Below are 19,834 nucleotides of genomic sequence, written 5' to 3'. Positions count from 1 at the left end.
GTCGGCGGGCCTCCGACACCCAACGACCGGACAAAAGGCGCATCCGGCCCCCAGTCAGCTTGAACCAGTAACGCTCAGTTCACCACCCAGCACAGCGTGTCGACACACAAGTTGTCCGTCGCCCGTCGGAGGTTCGAGCGACAAAAAGCTCATGCGTCGCGAAGCAGGCGGAACGTCGCCGACGCGGAGGGCCGTACTGTGGGCCCGCTCACCTCCTCTGCAATCATTCAGGCACGACGGCAACGCAGCCGCCACCTCCGCGCACCCGGCGGCAGGTGCGGAACGGCGCCGGCGCTCCCGAACCGGGTTCCCCAGAATCCGGCTCACGCCGCGCGGCAACCCTCACCGGGGCTAGGCGCGGCCGCCAGGAACCAGCCCGGCACCAGCCGGGCGGCGCACGATTTGCGCGGCACGGGTCACCCCCGGCGCCGGCGCAGACACGACAGGGAGAGACGGATGGCAAAGGGCGACCCCGGGGTCACCACCCGCGGCCGGCGGGCCGCACCCCGTTCCAAGCGAGCCGCCTCGGCGGGCGCCGGCGACCCGGCACTCGTACAGCTGCTGACGCCCGAGGGCGAGCGGATCGAGAGCGCGACCGGCCCGGACGGGACCGAGTACCGCGTCGACTTCACCGACGAGGAGTACCGCGGGCTCTACCGCGACCTCGTGCTGGTGCGCAAGCTCGACGCCGAGGCGACCGCGCTGCAGCGGCAGGGCGAGCTAGGCCTCTGGGCCAGCCTGCTGGGCCAGGAGGCCGCGCAGGTCGGTTCCGGCCGCGCGCTGCGTGCCCAGGACATGGCCTTCCCGACCTACCGGGAGCACGGCGTCCTCTACTGCCGCGGCATCGACCCGATCATGCCGCTGGGCCTGTTCCGCGGCGTCGACCAGGGCGGCTGGGACCCGAACGAGTTCAAGTTCAACATGTACACGATCGTCATCGGAGCGCAGACCCTGCACGCGACCGGGTACGCCATGGGCGTCGCCATGGACGGCAAGACCGGCGGCGACGACGGCGAGGCGGTGATCGCCTACTTCGGTGACGGTGCCACCAGCCAGGGCGACGTCAACGAGTCGTTCGTCTGGGCCAGCGTGTTCAACGCGCCGCTGGTGTTCTTCTGCCAGAACAACCAGTACGCCATCTCCGAGCCGCTGGAGCGGCAGACCCGGGTCCCGCTCTACCAGCGGGCGGGCGGCTTCGGCTTCCCGGGCGTCCGGGTGGACGGCAACGACGTGCTCGCGTCGTACGCGGTGACCCGGCACGCGCTGGACAACGCGCGGTACGGGCAGGGCCCGAGCCTGATCGAGGCGTACACCTACCGGATGGGCGCCCACACCACCTCGGACGACCCGACCCGCTACCGGATCGCCAGCGAGGTCGAGGCCTGGCAGGCCAAGGACCCGATCGCCCGGATGAAGGCGTTCCTGGAGAAGCAGCAGATCGCCGACGCGGACTTCTTCGCCTCGGTCGACGAGCAGGCCCGCGCCGAGTCGGTGCACCTGCGCGAGCGGGTGCTCGCCATGCCCAACCCCGAGCCGGCGACGATGTTCGACCACGTCTACCCCAACGGGTCCCCGGAGCTCGACCAGCAGCGCGAGCAGTTCACGAAGTACATGGAGTCGTTCGAGGGGAGCGCGCACTGATGGCCACGGAGACCCTCACCCTCGGCAAGGCCCTCAACACCGGCCTGCGCAAGGCCCTGGAGAACGACCCGAAGGTCGTCATCATGGGCGAGGACGTCGGCAAGCTCGGCGGCGTCTTCCGGATCACCGACGGGCTGCAGAAGGACTTCGGTGACCGGCGGGTGATCGACACCCCGCTCGCCGAGTCCGGCATCATCGGCACCGCGGTCGGCCTGGCCATCCGCGGCTTCCGCCCGGTCTGCGAGATCCAGTTCGACGGCTTCGTCTACCCCGCGTACGACCAGATCGTGTCGCAGGTGGCGAAGATGCACTACCGCTCGCAGGGCAAGGTGCGGATCCCGATGGTCATCCGGATCCCGTACGGCGGTGGCATCGGCGCGGTCGAGCACCACTCCGAGTCGCCCGAGGCGTACTTCGCGCACACCGCCGGTCTGAAGGTGGTGAGCTGCGCCAACCCGCAGGACGCGTACTCGATGATCCAGCAGGCGATCGCCTCGGACGACCCGATCATCTTCCTGGAGCCGAAGCGGCGTTACTGGGAGAAGGGCCAGGTCGAGCTCGACGCCCCGCTGTCGGAGGCGTACCCGCTGCACTCGGCCCGGGTCGCCCGGGCGGGCACCGACGCCACCGTGCTGGCGTACGGGCCGATGGTGCGGACCTGCCTGGACGCGGCGACCGCCGCCGCCGAGGACGGCCGGGAGCTGGAGGTCATCGACCTGCGCTCGCTCTCCCCGCTGGACCTGACCACCGCGTACGAGTCGGTGAAGCGCACCGGCCGCTGCGTGGTGGTGCACGAGGCCCCGGGCAACCTGGGTCTCGGCGCCGAGATCGCGGCCCGGATCACCGAGGAGTGCTTCTACTCCCTGGAATCCCCGGTGCTTCGGGTGACCGGCTTCGACACCCCCTACCCGGCCGCCCGGGTGGAGGAGGAGTACCTGCCCGACCTCGACCGGGTGCTCGACGCCGTCGACCGCACCTTCGGCTGGTGAGTGGAATGTCGCGGATCAAGGAGTTCAACCTCCCCGACCTGGGCGAGGGCCTGACCGAGGGCGAGATCCTCGCCTGGCTGGTCAAGGTGGGCGACGTCATCGAGCTGAACCAGCCGATCGTCGAGGTGGAGACGGCCAAGGCGGCCGTCGAGATCCCGGCGAAGTGGGCCGGCCGGGTGCAGGCGATCTTCCACCCGGAGGGGAGCACCGTCGAGGTCGGCACCCCGATCATCGCGATCGACACCGACCCGGACGCCGGCCCGATCGAGCCGTCGACGCCCGGGGCGGCCGGCGAGGACCTGCCGACCCCGTCGGCGGCCTCGCTGGCCGCGGTCGAGATCGCGCCGAAGGAGGGCATGGTCGAGCCGGGCCTGATCGGGGGTGCCGCCCCGGGTGGGCGTACCGCCGTGCTGGTCGGTTACGGCCCGCGGACCACGGCGGCCAAGCGTCGACCGCGCAAGGGCGCCGCCCCGGTGCCGGCCCAGGCCAGCACGGCCCCGGCTCCGGTCGCGCCGGCCCCGGCCGCGCCGGTGTCGCCCGCACCGGCGGTCAACGGCGGCGGGCCCGTGCTGGCCAAGCCGCCGGTACGCAAGCTCGCCAAGGACCTCGGCGTCGACCTGGTCACGCTGACCGGCTCGGGCCCGCTGGGCTCGATCACGCGGGAGGACGTACAGCGGGCGGCGAGCGCGACCACCACGGCCGCCGAGCCGCTGACGGTGGCCGCGCCGGCCACGACGGCCGCGAGCTTCGGCGCGGACCGCGAGCAGCGCATCCCGGTCAAGGGGGTACGCAAGCTCACCGCCGAGAACATGTCCCGCTCGGCGTTCACCGCCCCGCACGTGACGGAGTTCCTGACCGTCGACGTGACCCGGGCGATGAAGGCCCTGGACCGGCTCCGCAACCGACGGGAGTGGCGGGACGTCCGGGTCTCGCCGCTGCTGCTGGTCGCCAAGGCGATGCTGCTGGCGGTCAAGCGCCACCCGATGGTCAACTCGACCTGGGCCGGCGACGAGATCGTGGTCAAGGAGTACGTCAACCTCGGCATCGCGGCGGCCACCGAGCGCGGCCTGATCGTGCCGAACATCAAGGACGCCGGTCGGCTCTCGCTGCGCGAGCTGGCGGACGCGATGACCGACCTGGTGCAGACGGCGAAGGCCGGACGCACCTCGCCGGCCGACATGTCCGGCGGCACGCTGACGATCACCAACGTCGGCGTCTTCGGCGTCGACACCGGTACGCCGATCCTGCCCCCGGGCGAGTCGGCGATCCTGGCCTTCGGCGCGGTCCGCGAGATGCCCTGGGTGCACAAGGGCAAGGTGCGCCCGCGGCAGGTCACCACGCTGGGCCTCTCCTTCGATCACCGGATCATCGACGGTGAGCTCGGCTCGAAGTTCCTCCGCGATGTCGGAGACTTCCTGGCCGATCCGGAGGCGGCGCTGCTCGCCTGGACCTGACGGTCCACGTCACCAGGCCACGGCCGGTGTGCCACGGGTGAACGCCCGGCACACCGGCCGTGTCCGTTGGGGGAAGAAAACTTCGGCCCTCGCGGCTCCTGGCCTACGATTCTTCGGCAGGTGTCACAGCTCACCTAATAATCGATGGAAGTTGGCGGCGTTCTGCTGTTCAATAGAGACATCAAGGGGCTGACAACCGAATAGCCAGGAGAGAGACCCAGATGAGCATGATCGAGCGCATTCGCAACCGCCGCGACGCCAACCGCCGCGCCCGCGCCATCGAGCACGCGCTGCGTTCCGCCAACTCCCCGGCGGTCCGCGACGAGCTGCTCGCCATCGCCCAGCGTCACATGAGCTGACGCTCCACGACATTCCTCACCTCCTCCAGTTCGAAGGCCCGCCCGGTTCAGCCGGGCGGGTCTTCGGCGTTACCGGTCGATTGAGACCGGAGTTCCACCCCGCCGCACCGCCCGGTACGGTGGGGCTCGGTCGCCACCCACCCGCCCCGGGGCCCGATCGCGCCGATAGAAGCCGATCGACACCGCCCGGTAACGGTGAGTGACGACCGATGCTCCCCGGATGCCTCCGGGCGGCCACCGGATACGGTGCGGGGAGCCTGCACGGCCGGTACCCCCGGCGACGCCGGCAACCATGCCGACGGTCCCGATCGGCATCGGCGGCCGACATGTGATGGAGGAGGCCCACCCATGACGTCCGAGGCCCCGCACCGCCACGGCCAGGAGCCGGGCGAGGTGTCGCCGGGCGCCGGCGGACCGGCGCCGTACGGCGACCGCCCGGCGCAGCAGGACAACGGGTACCCCGGCGCCCCCGACCTCGGCTGGGCCCCGCCCGCCGGTCGGCCGAGCCAGCCGGCCCCCGCCTGGGCCGCACCGGACGACCAGGCACCCGCCCCCGCCTGGGCCGCGCAGGAGAACCAGCCGCCCGCCCCGGCCTGGGGTCCGCCGAGCGGTCAGCCGCCGGCCGCCACCTGGGCCGCGGGCCAGGCGCCGCAGCAGGACGAACCGGGTGCCTGGGCCCCGCCGGCCGGCTCGACCCAGCCCGCCTGGGCGACCCCGGAGCAGGCGGGTCCCGCCTGGCCGGCCGCGCCCGCGTCCGGCGCCCCGCAGGGAGAACAGTCCCCGCCGGCGTGGGCGACCCCGCCCGAGCAGGCGGGCCCCGCCTGGGCCGCCGCCCCCGCGCCCGGTGCCGCACCGCAGGGAGAGCAGCCGGCCTGGGCGCAGGCCGGTGAGCCGAGCGCCCACGGCGCGGCCCAGGTGCCGACGCCCGCCGGGCACGACGACCCGGCCCGCTCCGGCGGCTGGACCGCCGCGCCAGCACCGCAGCAGGACGACGATCCCGCCCGGTCCGGCGGCTGGAACCCGGCCGGTGCGCCGCAGGACGACCGCCCGGGTGGCTGGGCCGTCGGGGCCGCCGCCCAGCGGCAGGACGATCACCCGGCCTGGGCGGGCGAGCAGTCCGCGCCCGCGTGGGCGCCCGGCGAGTCGACCGCCCGCGGCGCCGCGCAGGTGCCCACGCCGGCCGGGCCGCCGCACGACACCTGGTCCACGCCGGACGACCCGGCCCGCTCGGGCGGCTGGACCGCCGGCACGTCGGCCCAGCAGGACGACCCGGCCCGCTCGGGCGGCTGGACCGCCGGCGCGCAGCAGGACGAATCCGTCCGATCCGGCGGCTGGGAAGCTGGTGCGACCGCGCAGCACGACGACCCGGACCGCTCTGGGGGCTGGACCGCCGGTCGGGCCGCGGCGCGGGGCGAGGATCCGCAGCAGCCGGCCTGGGCCGGGCAGGACGATCAGGCTCCGGCCCGCGGGTGGAGCGGCGCCGCCGCCGTACCGCAGCAGCACGACGACCGACCCCGCCAGGACTGGGCGGCGGCCGAGGAGCCGGCGCAGGCCGGCGCCTGGGGCGCGGCATCCGTGTCGGCGCCGGGCGACCGGCCGGAGGCCGCCGGCTGGACGCCGCCCGAGCCGGCATCAGCCCGGGCGAGCGCGTCGGTGCCGTCCCCGGATGGCACGCCGGCCTGGGGCGCCAACCAGGACAGCCCGCCACAGTGGACCGTCGGTGACCGCCCCGCGATCCCGGACGCCGAACCCTGGGCCCCCGGCGAGGCGTGGGGCCGGGCCGCCGAGGCGGAGCCCGCCCAGCCGCAGTCGAACGGCTGGGAGCCGGGCCGCGCCGAGGAGCCGCCGGTCTACCAGCCGGCGCCGGGTCCGGGAATCTCGCCGGCCAACGCCATGCCACTGCCGCCGCAGGAGCAGCGGGTGCCGGGCGCCAGCCTGGCCGCCTCGCCGCCGGCCGACTACGCGCCACCGGCCCAGTTCTCTTCGCCCGCCGAGGGGCACGCCGAGCCGGTCGGCCGGGAGCCGCAGGCGCACCAGTCGGAGCAGTCGGGCGTTCCCGGATGGGCCGGGCCCTCGCCCGAGGAGCCGCAGGCGCCGGCCGGGCCGGTGGTGCCTGCGCCGCGTACGTCCCCGGAGTCCGGGGTCGCCGCCCGGGCCGCCGTACCCTCGGCGGAGGCCGGCGCGGCCGGGAGCGTCTCCGCAAGCGCCGCGGTGCCGCTGGCCAGCCGGGTGACGCCTCCGGCGGACCAGCCCCTGCCCGCCGGCGCGCCGGCCCCGCAGCCCCGGGTCTACGGCCGGCCGACCCGGCCGGAGCCGGAGGACGCCCCCGAGCAGAGCGGCCCGAACGGCTACCCGGAGCAGGGCCCGCGCTTCGACGAGCATGGCGGGCAGCCCCGCTTCGACGACCACGACCGTCCGCCGCCGCCGAACGCCTTCGAGGCGCCGCCGGTGCCGTCCGCCCCGCCGTCGTCGCCCGCGGGCCCGCCCCCCTTCCCGACCGGCGTGCCCTCCTTCATGAACCCGGCCGGCAACAACCGCCCGGTCAACGGCGTGCACCCGCACAGCGGCGACCGTCCGGCCGAACCGTTCGGCGGTCCGGGTGACCCGTTCGCCGGCCAGGCTGGTCCGGGCGACCCGTTCGCCGGCCCCGGCGACCCGTTCGCCAACCCGGGTGGTCCCGGCGGCCCGTTCGCCGGCCCGGCCGGTGGGCGCGCGTCGGTGAACGCCGCGCCGGGCCACGGGCCGGCGATGAACGAGCAGGCCCAGGGCGCTTTCCCGCCCGCCTTCCCGCCGCCGCCCCAGCAGGCGCCCCCGGCCTGGCAGCCAGGCCCCGGCGCCGACCCGGACCAGGGCCGGTTCGACGCGTTCAAGCCCGAGTCCGAGCCGGCGACCGAGGCCCCGACGCCGAAGGTGCGCAACGGCCGGGTGCTGGCCGCCGTGCTGATCACAGCGGTGCTGATCCTGGCGGTTCCGCTCGGCCTGCTGGCGCTGCTCGGCAAGGTCGGCGGCGACGACAAGCCGGCCGGGTTCGACCCGGCCGTGGGCTCGTGCGTCAAGCAGTCCGGCGGGGGCGCGGTGGCCGCCAACTGCGGCGAGCAGGGTGCCTTCACCGTGGTCTCCCGGGTCGACGCCAAGGAGAAGTGCGCCGACCCGACCCAGCCGCACGTGGTGCTGCCGGGAGGCGGGGCCGACCGGGTGCTCTGCCTGAAGCCGGCCGGCAAGTAGCAGTTCCGCGACGGCGGGGCCACGGACGATCCGTGGCCCCGCCGTCGTACGTCCGGATTGTGATCGAGTCCCTCTGGGGTGCGGCCGATTGGGCCGGTCCGGTCCGGCAGACTGAAGGCATGAGCGCACGAGTACGGGCCCCTGAGCTGCGCGGTCGGGGCTGGCTGAACACCGGCGGGCGGGACCTGAAGCTGTCCGATCTGCGGGGCAGGATCCTGTTGATCGACTTTGGGAAGTCCTAGAAGAGACTTGCAACTCCCCCGCCGAGGGCCCTAACGTCCTCGGCATGTCTCATCACGAACACCTCGCCGATCTGTACCTGCGTCTATCCCTCGACCGCGAGGGAAAGACCGCCATTGAACGCCAGGAGGCCGACTGTCGGGCCTGGTGTGCCCGTAACGGGCTGGAAGTCCGCACGGTCCACATTGACCGGGGCCGGTCCGGCTACAAGGCCGTAGACCGCGCCGGGTTTGACGCCGCTATCTCCGCGCTCACGACCGGGACCGTCGGGACCCTGGTTGTCTGGAAGGTCGACCGGCTGTCCCGCCGTGGCATGGGCCAGGTCGGGCAAGTCCTGGACCAGGTCGAGAAAGTCGGGGGCCGGATTGTCTTCGTTCAGGACGGCCTAGACACGTCGCACCAACAGTCCCGGCTAGTTCTGGCGCTGCTGTCCGAGGTCGCCCGCAGCGAGTCCGCGAACATCGGCCTACGGGTCGCCTCGGCGAAGGCCCACCTTCGCAGCCTCGGCCGTTGGATCGGCGGTCAGCCGCCGTACGGCCTGTCGGTCGCCGAGGACGGGAAGCTAGACCACGACCCACGCACCGCGCCGATCGCCCGGGAGATCGCCGACCGGGCCCTGTCCGCCGAACCGCTGGTCCGTATCGCCCGTGACCTGAACGCCCGCGAGGTCCTGTCCCCGCGCGGCGGTAACTGGGGCGTCGGAACGCTGTCGGCCATTCTCAAGTCGCCCGCGTTCGCCGGGTTACTCCCCGAGACCGTCAAGCGCGACGGGAAGTACACGGCGAAGGTTGTCCCCTGGCGCGACCCCGAGACGGGCGAGACGGTCGAGATCGGCCGGGGGATCATCACGCCCGCCGAACAACTGCAAGTCGTCCGCATCCTGGAAGACCGCACCGCCGCCGACAACCTCGGCCGCGCCCGGGGCGTCCGCGCGCAGGTATCCCACCTCCTGACCGGCTTCCTCCGCTGCGGCGGTTGCGGCGGCCGTATGTCGGCCCTTGGCAAGTCTTACGTCTGCCAGGCACAGCGCCTCGGCCACCCGTGCCCGGCGCACACCACGGCGTTTATCGCCGCCGTAGACCGTGCCGTGGTCGAGGCCTTCATTAACCGCCTGGCCGCGACCGAACCGGGCGACCCGTTGCTAGACGCCGTGGCGGAGCGGTGGGTGGCCCGGCATGACCCGGACATCATCCGCGAGCGGGCCACCATCACGGCCGCGCTCGAAGACGCTAACGCCGCCCTGGTCGACCTGGAAGACGCCCGATACCTGCGCGGGGAGTTTGTCGGCCCCGAGGCGATTCAGCGGTGGAACCGACTACACGAACGCCTGACCGCCCGTGTCGCTGGACTGCGCCGCAACCTGGCCGACTTCCCGTTGCCCGAGGCCGATATCTCCCCGCTACTCGACCCGGTTCTAGCGCGGGAAGCGTGGGAGGCCGCCATCGTCGCCGACCGCCGCGGCCTCCTCGGCCTGGCCCTGAACGCCGTAACCGTCGCCCCGGCGAACGGCCGCCGGGGCGTGCGGTTCGACCCTCACGCCCGCCTCCGCTTTACGTGGGCCCACGAATCCGACCCCGCGCCCCTGGACGCCGACCACGCGCCCACCGACGCCTGACAGACCTCACTCACAACCAAATAAGGCAGGCCCCGGCCGAGCGATTCCGCCGCCGACCGAGGCCCTAACGGAAGAGGAGTCCTTCCGCTATGTCCACCGTACCTGCGCGCCGTCCACCGTACCTGCGCGCCCTGCGCGCCTGATCGCCGCGTACGCCGGCAAGGCGTCCGGCCTCGCCGCCTACCTGGCCACCCTCGCCACCCGGCGGAACGGGGGCGACGCGCGATGAACCCGAACCAGCTGGCCGCCCTGATCCGGCACGGCTTCGCCCGTATCGAGTACCTGTCCCCGCGCCACGCCGAGGAAGCCCGCGAAGAACTGGCCCTGGGCGCGCCGCGCTGGTCGCGCGCCCGCCTCGGCCGAGACCGTCACGCCGACCCTTCGCGGCGAAGACCTCCCGCCGTTCCGACCGTCCGACTTCGCGCGCCGTCCGGCGATCGGCTGGACCGCCTCGGCGTTGTGGTCGGCCGCCTGGTCGTACGCCTACACGCACGGCGACGGGTCCCGGGGCGTAGCCCTGGCCGCCTTCCACGCCGCCGCTTCCCCGCGCATCCACCGCGAGGACGTCCGCGCCCGCCTCGCCGCGGTCAACTTCTCGGCCGGACCGGAGGTCGCCGAGTGACCGTCTACCGCATGTCCGAGGCCGCGCGGTCCTACCGCGTACTGCCGACCGCCCCCCAAGCGCCACGACGACGGCCAGGCCGTGAAGGCGTTCCGGCTGGACGAAGACCGTCTAGCGGTCTGGTATCCGCTTGGCCCGGACGCCGTCCGCGCGGAGATCGCGCGCCAGCTGGTCGCCGAGTACGGGCCCCGCGTGACCACGCCCGGCGAGTACCGGTTGCTGGTCCGCTGGTTGCGTTATCGCGTCGCGGGGGAGATGGCCCGCCGATACCCCGAGGCAGACCCTCAGAGCGCCGAGGAGGTCGCACCCTGGCCCGAGGTAGCCGCCGCTTAGTTCGGCCGCCTACGGTCGCCCCTCGGCGGGTAGACGGCCCGCCCTCGCCGCACACGACGAACGCCCCCGATCCTGGTCCGCGCGCCGGGGTCGGGGGCTTTCTGCGTTTACACGCCCGGGCCGTCATGGCATCGACCTGCCACAATTCTGGTCGTGCTAACTCTGACCTTGCTGGGTCTCGCGTTGACACTCGCCGGGACCGGATGCGCCTGCGTGGCCTTGTGGCGCGACCACACGCAGTACGGCGACGGTCCGCTATGGCCGTTGCTGGCGAGGGCCTGGCAGTGGCTGCGCGTGCAATCGTTCCGCCTCATGCCCTGGCGACGACGAAACGCGACCCTCCAGGCGCAATCCATCGGCGTATCGGTCTCCGTAGGGACGGCATGGGCGACGTTCGTTGGACCGGAGATTCCGGAGGATGCGCCCCTAGAGAAGCAAGTGATGCTGCTGGTCCAGCGCGTCAACAACATCGAGAAGGCGGCCCGCGATGATCGAGGGCGGCATAACCAGGACGTCAAGGCCGTACACGACGAGATAAATAAACTGGGCGAGCGCCTAGACCAGGCGGATCGGGACGTGGAGAGGCTGGCGAAGGACGCCGTCGTCGGGACAGCCCGACTTCAGCTATCCGGCCTACTGCTCGTCGGCATGGGCACAGTCCTCATGGCGATCCCGGCAGTCCTGAGCCTGCTCTGAGGATTACCGGGGGCCCCGCCTGACCATCGGCCGCGTCCAGCCGCCCCCGGCGACGCGCCCGGGTCGGCCGGGCTCTCCTCGGCCACCTGACCGCCCCGCCGGACGTCCCCGGCGACGCCGTGACAGGCTTGCCTAATGACCGCTTCAGCCCGCGTCCGTGCGCCCGAGCTACGGGGCCGCCAGTGGCTTAACACTGGGGGACGAAACCTGACATTGCGGGACCTTCGAGGTCGCTGCGTCATCTTGGATTTCTGGACCTTCTGCTGCATCAACTGCCTGCACGTGCTCGACGAGCTGCGCCCGCTCGAGGAGAAGTACGGCGACGTGCTGGTCGTCATCGGCGTGCACTCGCCGAAGTTCGAGCACGAGAAGGACCCGGACGCGCTGGCCGCGGCGGTCGAACGGTACGGCGTGCACCACCCGGTGCTCGACGACCCCGAGCTGGGCATGTGGCAGCAGTACGCGGCCAAGGCCTGGCCCACCCTGTCGGTGGTCGACCCCGAGGGCTACGTGGTGGCCACCATGGCCGGTGAGGGGCACGCCGAGGGGCTGTCCCGGCTGATCGACGAGCTGATCGCCACCCACGAGGCGAAGGGCACCCTGCACCGCGGCGACGGCCCTTACGTCCCGCCGGCCGAGCCGGAGACCACGCTGCGCTTCCCCGGCAAGGCCGTGGTGCTCGACGGCGGCAACCTGCTGGTCTCCGACTCTGCCCGGCACTCGCTGGTGGAGCTGGCCCCGGACGGCGAAAAGGTGCTCCGCCGGTTCGGTTCGGGCACCCGGGGCGACGACGACGGCCCGCCGGAGACGGCGACCTTCTCCGAGCCGCAGGGGCTCTGCCTGCTCCCCACGCACGTCGCCGAGGTGGCCGGGTACGACCTGGTCGTCGCGGACACCGTCAACCACCTGCTGCGCGGCGTCCGACTGGCCAACGGCGAGGTGGTCACGGTCGCCGGTACCGGCCGGCCGTGGCGCGCGACGGTCGACGACCACGCGCACGACGCGCGCTCGGTCGACCTCTCCTCCCCCTGGGACGTCGCCTGGTACGAAGACAAGGTCATCATCGCGATGGCCGGCATCCACCAGCTCTGGTGGTTCGACCCGATCAAGCGGACCGCCGGGGTGTACGCCGGCACGACGGTCGAGGCCCTCCGCGACGGCCCGTTGCCGGACGTCTGGATGGCGCAGCCCTCCGGCCTCTCCGTCTCCGCCGACGGGGCCCGCCTCTGGATCGCCGACAGCGAGTCCAGCGCCATCCGGTACGTCGAGAACGGCGTGCTGGGCACCTCGGTCGGGCAGGGGCTCTTCGACTTCGGCCATGTCGACGGCCCGGCCGATCAGGCACTGCTCCAGCACCCGCTGGGGGTGTGTGCGCTGCCGGACGGCTCGGTGCTGATCGCCGACACCTACAACGGCGCGGTCCGCCGCTTCGACCCGGAGACCGACCAGGTCTCCACGGTTTCGGACGGGCTGGCCGAGCCGAGCGACCTGGTGCTCACCCCGGAGGGGGAGGTGCTGGTGGTCGAGTCCGGCGCGCACCGGCTGACCCGGCTGGCCCCCGGCGCGCTCTCCGCCGCCGGCGCCGGCACGGTGGACGGGCCCCGGCACCGCACCGAGCGGAAGCCGACCGACGTGGCGGCCGGAGAGATGACGCTCGACGTGATCTTCACCCCGGCACCGGGACAGAAGCTGGACGAGACGTATGGCCCGTCCACCCGGTTGGTGGTCTCCGCGTCCCCGCCGGAGCTGCTGCTCGAGGGTGCCGGCACCACCACGGATCTGTCCCGCCGGCTGGTGGTCAACGGCGAGGTGTCCGGTGGTGTGCTCCAGGTGACCGCCCAGGCGGCCACCTGCGACGCCGAGGTCGAGCACGCGGCCTGCCACCTGACCCGGCAGGACTGGGGCGTCCCGGTACGCGTGGTCGAGGGGGCGGCCACCCGGCTGCCGCTGGTCCTGCGCGGCCTGGACGCCTGACCGGGCGGTCCGATCGAGCGCCGGCCCCGGGTGGCCGGCTCACGCGCCGAAGTCCCGCCGCTCCCGAAGTCCCGCCGCTTCCGAAGGCACATGCCCCGCGAGCGATATGCCGGAGCGTCATAAACATGCCGCTTCGTCATATCGCCCATGGGGACATGCGCCGCCGGGTCACGACACGCCGCCGTCCGCTCCCGACGCGTCGAGCGTGGGAAAGCTGACCGGGATCAGGCGAACGGCTTCGGGGTGATCCCCGCGTCGATCAGCGTGGCCCGGACCATCCCGGCGGACCGCACCGCACCCGGAGAGTCGCCGTGCACGCAGATCGACTCGACCTGAAGCGGAATGACAGTGCCGTCGACCGCCACCACGGTGCGTTCGGTGGCCATCCGGACGGCCCGGGCGGCCACCTCCTCCGGGTCGGTCACCAGCGCGTTGGCGGCCGTCCGGGGCACGAGCGAGCCGTTGGGCAGGTAGTTCCGGTCGGCGAAGCCCTCGGCGACCACCCGCAGTCCCGCGCCGACCGCGAGCTGGGCGAGCACCGAGCCCGGCGCGCAGAGCACCGGCAGCTCGCGGTCGTACGCACCGACCGCGGCGACCACGGCCGCGGCCTGTGCCTCGTCGGACGCCGCGGCGTGGTAGAGCGCGCCGTGCGGCTTGAGGTAACGCACCCGGGTGCGGAACAACCGGCAGAACCCGTCCAGCGCGCCGAGCTGGTAGGTCACCTCGTCGCGCAGCTCGGCGAAGCCGTACGCGATGTGCCGGCGGCCGAAGCCGGCCAGGTCCCGGTAGCCGACCTGGGCGCCGATGGCGACCCCGCGTTCGGCCGCGCCCGCGCAGACTCGGCGCATGGTGGACGGGTCGCCGCCGTGGAAACCGCAGGCCACGTTGGCGGAGGTGACCAGCTCCAGCAGCGCCTCGTCATCGCCGAGCCGCCAGATGCCGAATCCCTCGCCGAGATCAGCGTTGAGGTCCATGGAACCTCACCGTAGTCCCCGGGCGGGCCTGCGCGAGGGGTGCTACTTCGTCCACCACCCCGATGACGGGGTATCCGCCGGTGGTGGGGTGGTCGGCGAGGAAGATCAGCGGCTGACCGTCCGCCGGGACCTGCACCGCGCCGAGCACCAGCCCCTCGCTGGGCAGCTCGTCGGCCACCGCGCGGGGCAGCGGTGCGCCGACCAGTCGCGCGCCGACCCGGTTGCTCAGCGGACTGACCGCGTACGGGGTGGTCAGCAGGAGGTTCAGCGCGGCCGGAGTGAACCAGTCGTGCCGGGGGCCGAGCCGCAACGTCAGCCGCAGCTCGTCGGTGACCGGCGCCGTGACGGTCACGTCGACCGGGGCGGGGTTGCCGACCGGGGAGCCGAGGGGCAGCCGGTCGCCGTCGCGTACCGGGGGCGGGCCGAGGCCGGAGAGGGTGTCGGTGGCCCGGCTACCGAGCACCGGAGGCACGTCGAGCCCGCCGGAGACGGCCAGCCAGTTGCGGACGCCGGTACGGGCGGGACCGATCCGCAGGACCGCCCCGGCCGGCACGGAGAGCGGCCGGCCGACGTCCGCCGGCCGCCGGTCCACCCGGATCTCGACGTCGGCCCCGGTCACCGCCACCGTGGCGGCCCGGGTGAACCGCAGTTGGCAACCGGTCAGCGTGATCTCCAGCCCGGCGGCGGCCTCCGGGTTGCCGACCAGCCGGTTGGCCAGCCGCAGCGCCGCCGGGTCGAGCGCCCCGGACCGGGGCACGCCGAGGTGGGCGAAGCCGGGTCGGCCCTGGTCCTGCACGGTGGTGAGGGCGCCGGCCCGGAGCACCTCGATCATGCCGACACCAGCCGGACCCGGGTGCCGGGGATGAGCCGGGCCGGCGGGTTCGCGTGCACGTCGAAGAGGGTGAGCCCGGTCCGCCCGACCAGCAGCCAGCCGCCGGGCGAGGCGGTCGGATAGATCCCGGCGTACGGGCCGGCGAGGGCAACCGATCCGGCCGGCACCCGGGGCCGCGGGCTGGGCAGCCGGGGCACCGCCAACTCCGCGGGAAGCCCGGTCAGGTACGCGAAGCCGGGTGCGAAGCCGCAGAAGGCCACCCGGAACTCGGTGCTCCGCAGCCGCTCGACCACCCCCGGCACGTCGACGCCCCAGTGCTCGGCGACGGCCGGCAGGTCCGGGCCGTCGTACACGGTGGGCACCTCGACCTCGCCGCCAGCGGTCGCGGTGGCGACTGGCAGCGGCGTCCAGCCGGCGATCAGCGCGGCGGTCGACGCCGGATCGGGTACGCCGTCCAGCAGCACCGTGCGGGCCGCCGGGACGATCTCCACCGCGCTCAACTCGCCCGACTCGCGGCGACGCCACAACTCGGCGCGCCACCCCTGCACCTGGTCGGGGTCGTCGCAGTCAAGCAGCAGAGCGTGCGCGCCGACGGGCCGGATCCGCATCCCGCCATACTCGCGGATCCGAGGCTCCACAAGGGCCCTCCGTCCGGACCGAAGGCGTGACGGGCCACACTACTTACAAGTAACCTACGGTGCCGTAACCTATTGCCGTGACCACCTCCGCACCGCTTCGGCTCAAGCCGGTCGACATCGGTAAACCCCGGATGCGCGGCTGGCTGCACACCTACGCGTTCTTCGTCGCACTCGTCTGCGGCATCGTGCTCTGCTCGATCGCCGCCGCCCGGCCCGGCTGGGCGCCGCTGGTCAGCTGCCTCATCTACAGCCTGACCGTCTGCGGGCTCTTCGGCACCAGCGCCCTCTACCACCGGCGGGTGTGGTCGGAGCGCGGCTACCAGATCATGCGCCGGATGGACCATTCGATGATCTTCGTGTTCATCGCCGGCACGTACACGCCGTTCTGTGCCCTCCTGCTGGGCACCCGGCAGGCCGGCATCATGCTCAGCCTGGTGTGGGGTGGGGCCCTGGCCGGCGTGGCACTGAAGCTGATCTGGCCGCACGCGCCGCGCTGGGTCTCTGCGCCGCTCTACCTGGCGCTCGGCTGGGTCGCCGTGGCGATGCTGCCGCAGATCCTGCACTCGGGCGGGGTCACCGCCCTGGTCCTGCTGATCGTCGGCGGCGCGATCTACAGCGTCGGCGCGGTCTTCTACGCGCTGCGCCGGCCGAACCCGTGGCCCACGGTCTTCGGCCACCACGAGTTCTTCCACGCCTGCACCCTGGTCGCCGCGATCTGCCACCACATCGCGATCTACTTCGCCCTGTTCGCCTGATCATGGGCACGCTTCGGGGGCCCCGCGCCGTTGCGGGACCCCCGACGTGTGTGCGGTGCTCAGGCGGGGTAGCCGGGGCGGCGCACCTCGCGGTACTCCTCCCGCACCACCCGGTCGTCCTGCACCGGGACCACCCGGTCGGCCACGACCCGGTCCTCGCGCACCGGGGTGGCGACCACGGTGCGGCGGCGGGTGTTCCAGAAGTAGAGGGTGGTGATCAGGCCGACGACGCCGACGAGCATCAGCACCCAGCCGACGACGTTCAGGTCGAGCCATCCCAGATTGGCGTCGATGGCGAACGCGAAGATCGCGCCGAGCGCGATGAGGAAGATGCTGGCACCGATGCCCATGATGTCGCCTCCTTGGCGTTCAGCTGGCGTTTCCTACCCGCCGCGGCCATGGATGAGGTAGCGGCATCCATCGACTTACCCAGGCGCTCCGATCGCCAATCAGGCAAGCTGAGCCCATGACGGACGGCAGGAACCAGGAGCGGACACTGGTGCTGCTGCGGCACGCCAAGGCCGAGCAGTCCTCGGACACCCCGGACGCGGAACGGCCGCTGACCGCGCGCGGTCACGCCGACGCGGCCGCAGCCGGCGCCTGGCTGGCCCGGCACGCCGTGCTCCCCGACGTGGTGCTCTGCTCGAGCGTCCGGCGGACCCGGCAGACCTGGCACGACGTGGCGCTGGGCATGACGGGGTCCCCGCCGGAGGGGGGACCGGCGGGGTCCGCGCCGGTGGTGCGGTACGAGGGCGCCGCGTACGAGGCACGCCCGGAGGACCTGCTGGGGCTGGTCCGGACGGTCGACCCGGCGGCGGGCGTCGTGCTGCTGATCGCCCACAACCCGGGCATCTCGCTGCTCTCGGCGCTGCTGGACCCGGAGCGGGCCGACCCGGACGGGCTGCGCACCACGGACCTGGTGATGCACCGGGCGACGACGCCCTGGGCCGAGCTGGCACCGGGCGGCGGCCCCATCGTCAACCGGCACACCGCGCGCGGCTGAGGTGAAAGGAGGGGCCCTCTGTTGACGGTTTCCGTTGCACCGGGGCCCCTCTTGACGCGGCGGGCGACTGAACAGCTCAGGACGGCGGTGCCGTGGGCGGTGGCGGGTCGGGCGGCGGGGGCATCATCGCGGTCGGATGGGAGAGCCGGTTCTCCTCCACGATGAGGGTGCGGGCCCGCCTGCGCCGGTCCTGCCAGAACCAGAGCGTGGTGAGCAGAACGGCCAGCCCGGCCAGAATGAGTACCCAGCCGACCGCACGCAGGTCGATCCACCAGACGTTGGCCCGGATGGCGAAGGTCAGGATCGCCCCGATGGCGATGAGAAAGATTCCACTACCAATGCCCATGTGCGCTGCACTCCCCCGTGCGGTGGCCCTTGGGCGTGTACCTGCGGTGGTCCGCGACGGTTACCCGCCAGCCCGCCCGGCTACCGGTCCGGGAGTCGAAATCACGACGGCGGCCGGCGAGCTCGCGCTCGCCGGCCGCCGGGTATCAGTGCCGAACCGGACTCCTCACCCCATCGGGGCTCAGAACGCCTCCTCCGGGAGGTCCATCAGCTCCAGGTCGGCGCCCTCGATGATCCGCCGGTCGGCGCCGATGCGGGGCAGCACCTCGCGAGCGAAGAACCGGGCGGCGGCCACCTTGCCGGTGTAGAACGCCTTGTCGGCGGCGGACACCTCGCCGTTCAGCGCCCGCAGGGCCACGTCGGCCTGCTTCTGCAGCAGCCAGCCGACCACCAGGTCGCCGACGGCCAGCAGGAAGCGTCGGCTGCTCAGGCCCACCTTGTAGAGGGCCCGGGCGTCGCCGCTCTGCGCCTCGCCGAGCCACCCGGTCATCACGCCGAGGATGTTCTGGATCTCGGCGAGCGCCTTGCCGAGCGCCTGCCGCTCCTCCTTGAGCTGGCCGTTGCCGCCCTCGGAGGTGATGAACTCCTGGATCTCGCCGGCGACCGCCATCAGCGCCTTGCCGTTGTCCCGGACGATCTTCCGGAAGATCAGGTCGAGGCTCTGGATCGCCGTGGTGCCCTCGTAGAGGGTGTCGATCTTGGAGTCCCGGACGTACTGCTCCAGCGGGTAGTCCTGGAGGAAGCCGGAGCCGCCGAAGGTCTGCAGCGCCTCGTGGCCGAGCAGCTCGTACGCCCGCTCGGACCCGACGCCCTTGACCAGCGGGAGGAGCAGGTCGTTGACCCGCTTGGCCAGCTTGGTGGCCTTCTCGTCGCCGGCCGCCTCGGCGATGGCGACCTTGTCCTGCCAGCCGGCGGTGTAGCAGACCAGCGCCCGCAGACCCTCGGCGTACGACTTCTGCAGCATCAGCGAGCGACGCACGTCCGGGTGGTGGGTGATGGTCACCCGCGGCGCGGTCTTGTCGGTCATCTGGATCAGGTCGGCGCCCTGCACCCGGTTCTTGGCGTACTCCAGGGCGTTCAGGTAGCCGGTCGAGAGGGTGGCGATCGCCTTGGTGCCTACCATCATCCGGGCGTACTCGATGATCATGAACATCTGCCGGATGCCGTCGTGCTTCTCGCCCAGCAGCCAGCCCTTGGCCGGTACGCCGTGCTCACCGAAGGTCACCTCGCAGGTGTTGGAGACCTTCAGGCCCATCTTGTGCTCGACGTTGGTGGCGAAGACGCCGTTGCGCTCGCCCAGCTCGCCGGTGTGCTCGTCGAAGTGGTACTTCGGCACCACGAAGAGCGACAGGCCCTTGGTACCCGGGCCGCCGACGCCCTCGACGCCGGCCGGGCGGGCCAGCACATAGTGGACGATGTTGTCGCTCAGGTCGTGCTCACCCGAGGTGATGAAGCGCTTGACGCCCTCGATGTGCCACGAGCCGTCCGGCTGCGGGACGGCGCGGGTACGGCCGGCGCCCACGTCCGAGCCGGCGTCCGGCTCGGTGAGCACCATGGTGGAGCCCCACTGCTTCTCGATGAAGAGCTTGGCCCACTTCTTCTGCTGCTCGGTGCCCTCGACGTGCAGCACGTGCGCGAACGACGGGCCGGAGGCGTACATCCAGATCGGGGCGTTCGCGCCGAGCACAAGCTCGGCGAGCGACCACCAGAGCGCCCGCGGCGCGTTGGTGCCGCCGAGCGCCTCGGGGAGGTCCAGCCGCCAGAACTCCGAGTCCATGAACGCCTGGTACGACTTCTTGAACGACTCCGGCAGCGGCGCGGTGTGCGTCGCCGGGTCGAAGACGGGCGGGTTGCGGTCGCTGTCCGTGTAGCTCGCGGCCAGGTCCTCGCGGGCCAGGCGGTCGACCTCGGAGAGGAAGCTGCGGGCGGTCTCGACGTCCAGGTCCGTGTACGGCTCCTGGCCGAACGTCCGGTCCGCCCCGAAGACCTCGAACAGGTTGAACTCGAGGTCCCGAAGGTTGCTCTTGTAGTGGGTCATGCTCGCTGGCCCCGCTTCCGGACAGGTTACCGATCAGTAACCCCGACTGTATTACTCGCGGGTAGCGGTCGACAAGCCGATCAACCAAGTGACGCCGATTA

At 72.7% G+C, this 19,834-nt stretch carries 19 protein-coding genes; 13 read left to right on the top strand and 6 right to left on the bottom strand.

Annotation, left to right across the window (positions count from 1 at the left end; all coding sequences use genetic code 11):
- Positions 1-456: 456 nt before the first annotated feature.
- The 11 genes from pdhA to GA0070624_RS04960 all read left to right on the top strand — a co-directional run bounded on the left by pdhA (position 457) and on the right by GA0070624_RS04960 (position 13,148).
- Entirely contained in the window at positions 457-1,641 is a 1,185-nt protein-coding gene (gene pdhA, locus GA0070624_RS05005; protein ID WP_091337053.1) for a pyruvate dehydrogenase (acetyl-transferring) E1 component subunit alpha, read from the top strand.
- Complete coding sequence (locus GA0070624_RS05000) at positions 1,641-2,630, top strand: alpha-ketoacid dehydrogenase subunit beta (protein ID WP_091337051.1); 990 nt, start codon at positions 1,641-1,643, stop codon at positions 2,628-2,630. The genes pdhA and GA0070624_RS05000 overlap by 1 nt, the downstream gene beginning before the upstream one ends.
- Before the next feature lie 5 nt (positions 2,631-2,635).
- Positions 2,636-4,084 (top strand): dihydrolipoamide acetyltransferase family protein, encoded by a 1,449-nt coding sequence (locus tag GA0070624_RS04995; RefSeq protein ID WP_091337048.1) that lies wholly within the window; start codon positions 2,636-2,638, stop codon positions 4,082-4,084.
- Between the two features lie 221 nt (positions 4,085-4,305).
- Complete coding sequence (locus GA0070624_RS34590; RefSeq protein WP_165878079.1) at positions 4,306-4,443, top strand: hypothetical protein; 138 nt, start codon at positions 4,306-4,308, stop codon at positions 4,441-4,443.
- Between the two features lie 348 nt (positions 4,444-4,791).
- Positions 4,792-7,668 (top strand): LppU/SCO3897 family protein, encoded by a 2,877-nt coding sequence (locus GA0070624_RS04990; RefSeq protein WP_091337046.1) that lies wholly within the window; start codon positions 4,792-4,794, stop codon positions 7,666-7,668.
- Positions 7,669-7,787: 119 nt separating this feature from the next.
- A complete protein-coding gene (locus tag GA0070624_RS36320; RefSeq protein ID WP_281180947.1) occupies positions 7,788-7,910 on the top strand; it encodes a thioredoxin domain-containing protein in 123 nt (40 codons plus the stop codon).
- Positions 7,911-7,954: 44 nt separating this feature from the next.
- Positions 7,955-9,523: a recombinase family protein gene (locus tag GA0070624_RS04980; protein ID WP_091337043.1), complete on the top strand. Its 1,569-nt coding sequence runs from the start codon at positions 7,955-7,957 to the stop codon at positions 9,521-9,523.
- Between the two features lie 457 nt (positions 9,524-9,980).
- Complete coding sequence (locus GA0070624_RS34585) at positions 9,981-10,145, top strand: hypothetical protein (protein WP_176731598.1); 165 nt, start codon at positions 9,981-9,983, stop codon at positions 10,143-10,145.
- 81 nt (positions 10,146-10,226) lie between these two features.
- Complete coding sequence (locus GA0070624_RS04970) at positions 10,227-10,478, top strand: hypothetical protein (protein ID WP_091337039.1); 252 nt, start codon at positions 10,227-10,229, stop codon at positions 10,476-10,478.
- A 153-nt stretch (positions 10,479-10,631) separates the two neighbouring features.
- A complete protein-coding gene (locus GA0070624_RS04965; protein WP_141714932.1) occupies positions 10,632-11,174 on the top strand; it encodes a hypothetical protein in 543 nt (180 codons plus the stop codon).
- A gap of 135 nt (positions 11,175-11,309) precedes the next feature.
- Positions 11,310-13,148: an NHL domain-containing thioredoxin family protein gene (locus tag GA0070624_RS04960; protein ID WP_091337037.1), complete on the top strand. Its 1,839-nt coding sequence runs from the start codon at positions 11,310-11,312 to the stop codon at positions 13,146-13,148.
- Between the two features lie 224 nt (positions 13,149-13,372).
- On the opposite strand, the gene GA0070624_RS04955 is transcribed toward GA0070624_RS04960, so the two are convergent.
- The 3 genes from GA0070624_RS04955 to GA0070624_RS04945 are packed head-to-tail and all read right to left on the bottom strand — an operon-like array spanning position 13,373 to position 15,562.
- On the bottom strand, positions 13,373-14,122 hold the full coding sequence (locus tag GA0070624_RS04955; protein ID WP_091337035.1) for a LamB/YcsF family protein: 750 nt from the start codon (positions 14,120-14,122) through the stop codon (positions 13,373-13,375).
- Positions 14,106-14,954 (bottom strand): 5-oxoprolinase subunit C family protein, encoded by an 849-nt coding sequence (locus GA0070624_RS04950; RefSeq protein ID WP_091337033.1) that lies wholly within the window; start codon positions 14,952-14,954, stop codon positions 14,106-14,108. Before GA0070624_RS04950 ends, GA0070624_RS04955 begins: the two co-directional genes overlap by 17 nt.
- The gene (locus tag GA0070624_RS04945) at positions 14,951-15,562 is read right to left on the bottom strand and encodes a 5-oxoprolinase subunit B family protein (protein ID WP_091348186.1); all 612 of its coding nucleotides are present in this window, start codon (positions 15,560-15,562) and stop codon (positions 14,951-14,953) included. The genes GA0070624_RS04950 and GA0070624_RS04945 overlap by 4 nt, the downstream gene beginning before the upstream one ends.
- Before the next feature lie 107 nt (positions 15,563-15,669).
- Between GA0070624_RS04945 and trhA the strand changes: the two genes are divergently transcribed.
- Positions 15,670-16,347, top strand: a complete 678-nt coding sequence (trhA, locus tag GA0070624_RS04940) for a PAQR family membrane homeostasis protein TrhA (RefSeq protein ID WP_091337031.1) — start codon at positions 15,670-15,672, stop codon at positions 16,345-16,347.
- A 59-nt stretch (positions 16,348-16,406) separates the two neighbouring features.
- Here the strand turns inward: trhA and GA0070624_RS04935 are convergent, their stop codons facing one another.
- The gene (locus tag GA0070624_RS04935) at positions 16,407-16,697 is read right to left on the bottom strand and encodes a DUF6458 family protein (protein ID WP_091337030.1); all 291 of its coding nucleotides are present in this window, start codon (positions 16,695-16,697) and stop codon (positions 16,407-16,409) included.
- Between the two features lie 116 nt (positions 16,698-16,813).
- Here GA0070624_RS04935 and GA0070624_RS04930 point away from each other — a divergent pair, with 116 nt between their 5' ends.
- The gene (locus tag GA0070624_RS04930; RefSeq protein ID WP_091337029.1) at positions 16,814-17,350 is read left to right on the top strand and encodes a SixA phosphatase family protein; all 537 of its coding nucleotides are present in this window, start codon (positions 16,814-16,816) and stop codon (positions 17,348-17,350) included.
- A gap of 76 nt (positions 17,351-17,426) precedes the next feature.
- Here GA0070624_RS04930 and GA0070624_RS04925 read toward each other — a convergent pair whose 3' ends face one another.
- Both GA0070624_RS04925 and GA0070624_RS04920 read right to left on the bottom strand, forming a co-directional pair.
- Positions 17,427-17,696 (bottom strand): DUF6458 family protein, encoded by a 270-nt coding sequence (locus tag GA0070624_RS04925; protein WP_091337027.1) that lies wholly within the window; start codon positions 17,694-17,696, stop codon positions 17,427-17,429.
- A 180-nt stretch (positions 17,697-17,876) separates the two neighbouring features.
- Positions 17,877-19,733: an acyl-CoA dehydrogenase gene (locus GA0070624_RS04920; RefSeq protein WP_091337024.1), complete on the bottom strand. Its 1,857-nt coding sequence runs from the start codon at positions 19,731-19,733 to the stop codon at positions 17,877-17,879.
- Positions 19,734-19,834 lie beyond the last annotated feature (101 nt).

Origin of the sequence: Micromonospora rhizosphaerae (genome assembly GCF_900091465.1) — a bacterium.
GTDB lineage: Bacteria > Actinomycetota > Actinomycetes > Mycobacteriales > Micromonosporaceae > Micromonospora > Micromonospora rhizosphaerae.
Note: the sequence above shows the minus strand (reverse complement) of the source record. Positions and strands in the feature narration are given on the sequence as shown.

Bases quoted from the DNA above. Each gene is read 5' to 3' on its own strand.
- pdhA (WP_091337053.1), top strand. From the start codon at position 457: ATGGCAAAGGGCGACCCCGGGGTCACCACCCGCGGCCGGCGGGCCGCA.
- GA0070624_RS05000 (WP_091337051.1), top strand. From the start codon at position 1,641: ATGGCCACGGAGACCCTCACCCTCGGCAAGGCCCTCAACACCGGCCTG.
- GA0070624_RS04995 (WP_091337048.1), top strand. From the start codon at position 2,636: ATGTCGCGGATCAAGGAGTTCAACCTCCCCGACCTGGGCGAGGGCCTG.
- GA0070624_RS34590 (WP_165878079.1), top strand. From the start codon at position 4,306: ATGAGCATGATCGAGCGCATTCGCAACCGCCGCGACGCCAACCGCCGC.
- GA0070624_RS04990 (WP_091337046.1), top strand. From the start codon at position 4,792: ATGACGTCCGAGGCCCCGCACCGCCACGGCCAGGAGCCGGGCGAGGTG.
- GA0070624_RS36320 (WP_281180947.1), top strand. From the start codon at position 7,788: ATGAGCGCACGAGTACGGGCCCCTGAGCTGCGCGGTCGGGGCTGGCTG.
- GA0070624_RS04980 (WP_091337043.1), top strand. From the start codon at position 7,955: ATGTCTCATCACGAACACCTCGCCGATCTGTACCTGCGTCTATCCCTC.
- GA0070624_RS04960 (WP_091337037.1), top strand. From the start codon at position 11,310: ATGACCGCTTCAGCCCGCGTCCGTGCGCCCGAGCTACGGGGCCGCCAG.
- GA0070624_RS04955 (WP_091337035.1), bottom strand. From the start codon at position 14,122: ATGGACCTCAACGCTGATCTCGGCGAGGGATTCGGCATCTGGCGGCTC.
- GA0070624_RS04950 (WP_091337033.1), bottom strand. From the start codon at position 14,954: ATGATCGAGGTGCTCCGGGCCGGCGCCCTCACCACCGTGCAGGACCAG.
- GA0070624_RS04945 (WP_091348186.1), bottom strand. From the start codon at position 15,562: ATGCGGATCCGGCCCGTCGGCGCGCACGCTCTGCTGCTTGACTGCGAC.
- GA0070624_RS04935 (WP_091337030.1), bottom strand. From the start codon at position 16,697: ATGGGCATCGGTGCCAGCATCTTCCTCATCGCGCTCGGCGCGATCTTC.
- GA0070624_RS04930 (WP_091337029.1), top strand. From the start codon at position 16,814: ATGACGGACGGCAGGAACCAGGAGCGGACACTGGTGCTGCTGCGGCAC.
- GA0070624_RS04925 (WP_091337027.1), bottom strand. From the start codon at position 17,696: ATGGGCATTGGTAGTGGAATCTTTCTCATCGCCATCGGGGCGATCCTG.
- GA0070624_RS04920 (WP_091337024.1), bottom strand. From the start codon at position 19,733: ATGACCCACTACAAGAGCAACCTTCGGGACCTCGAGTTCAACCTGTTC.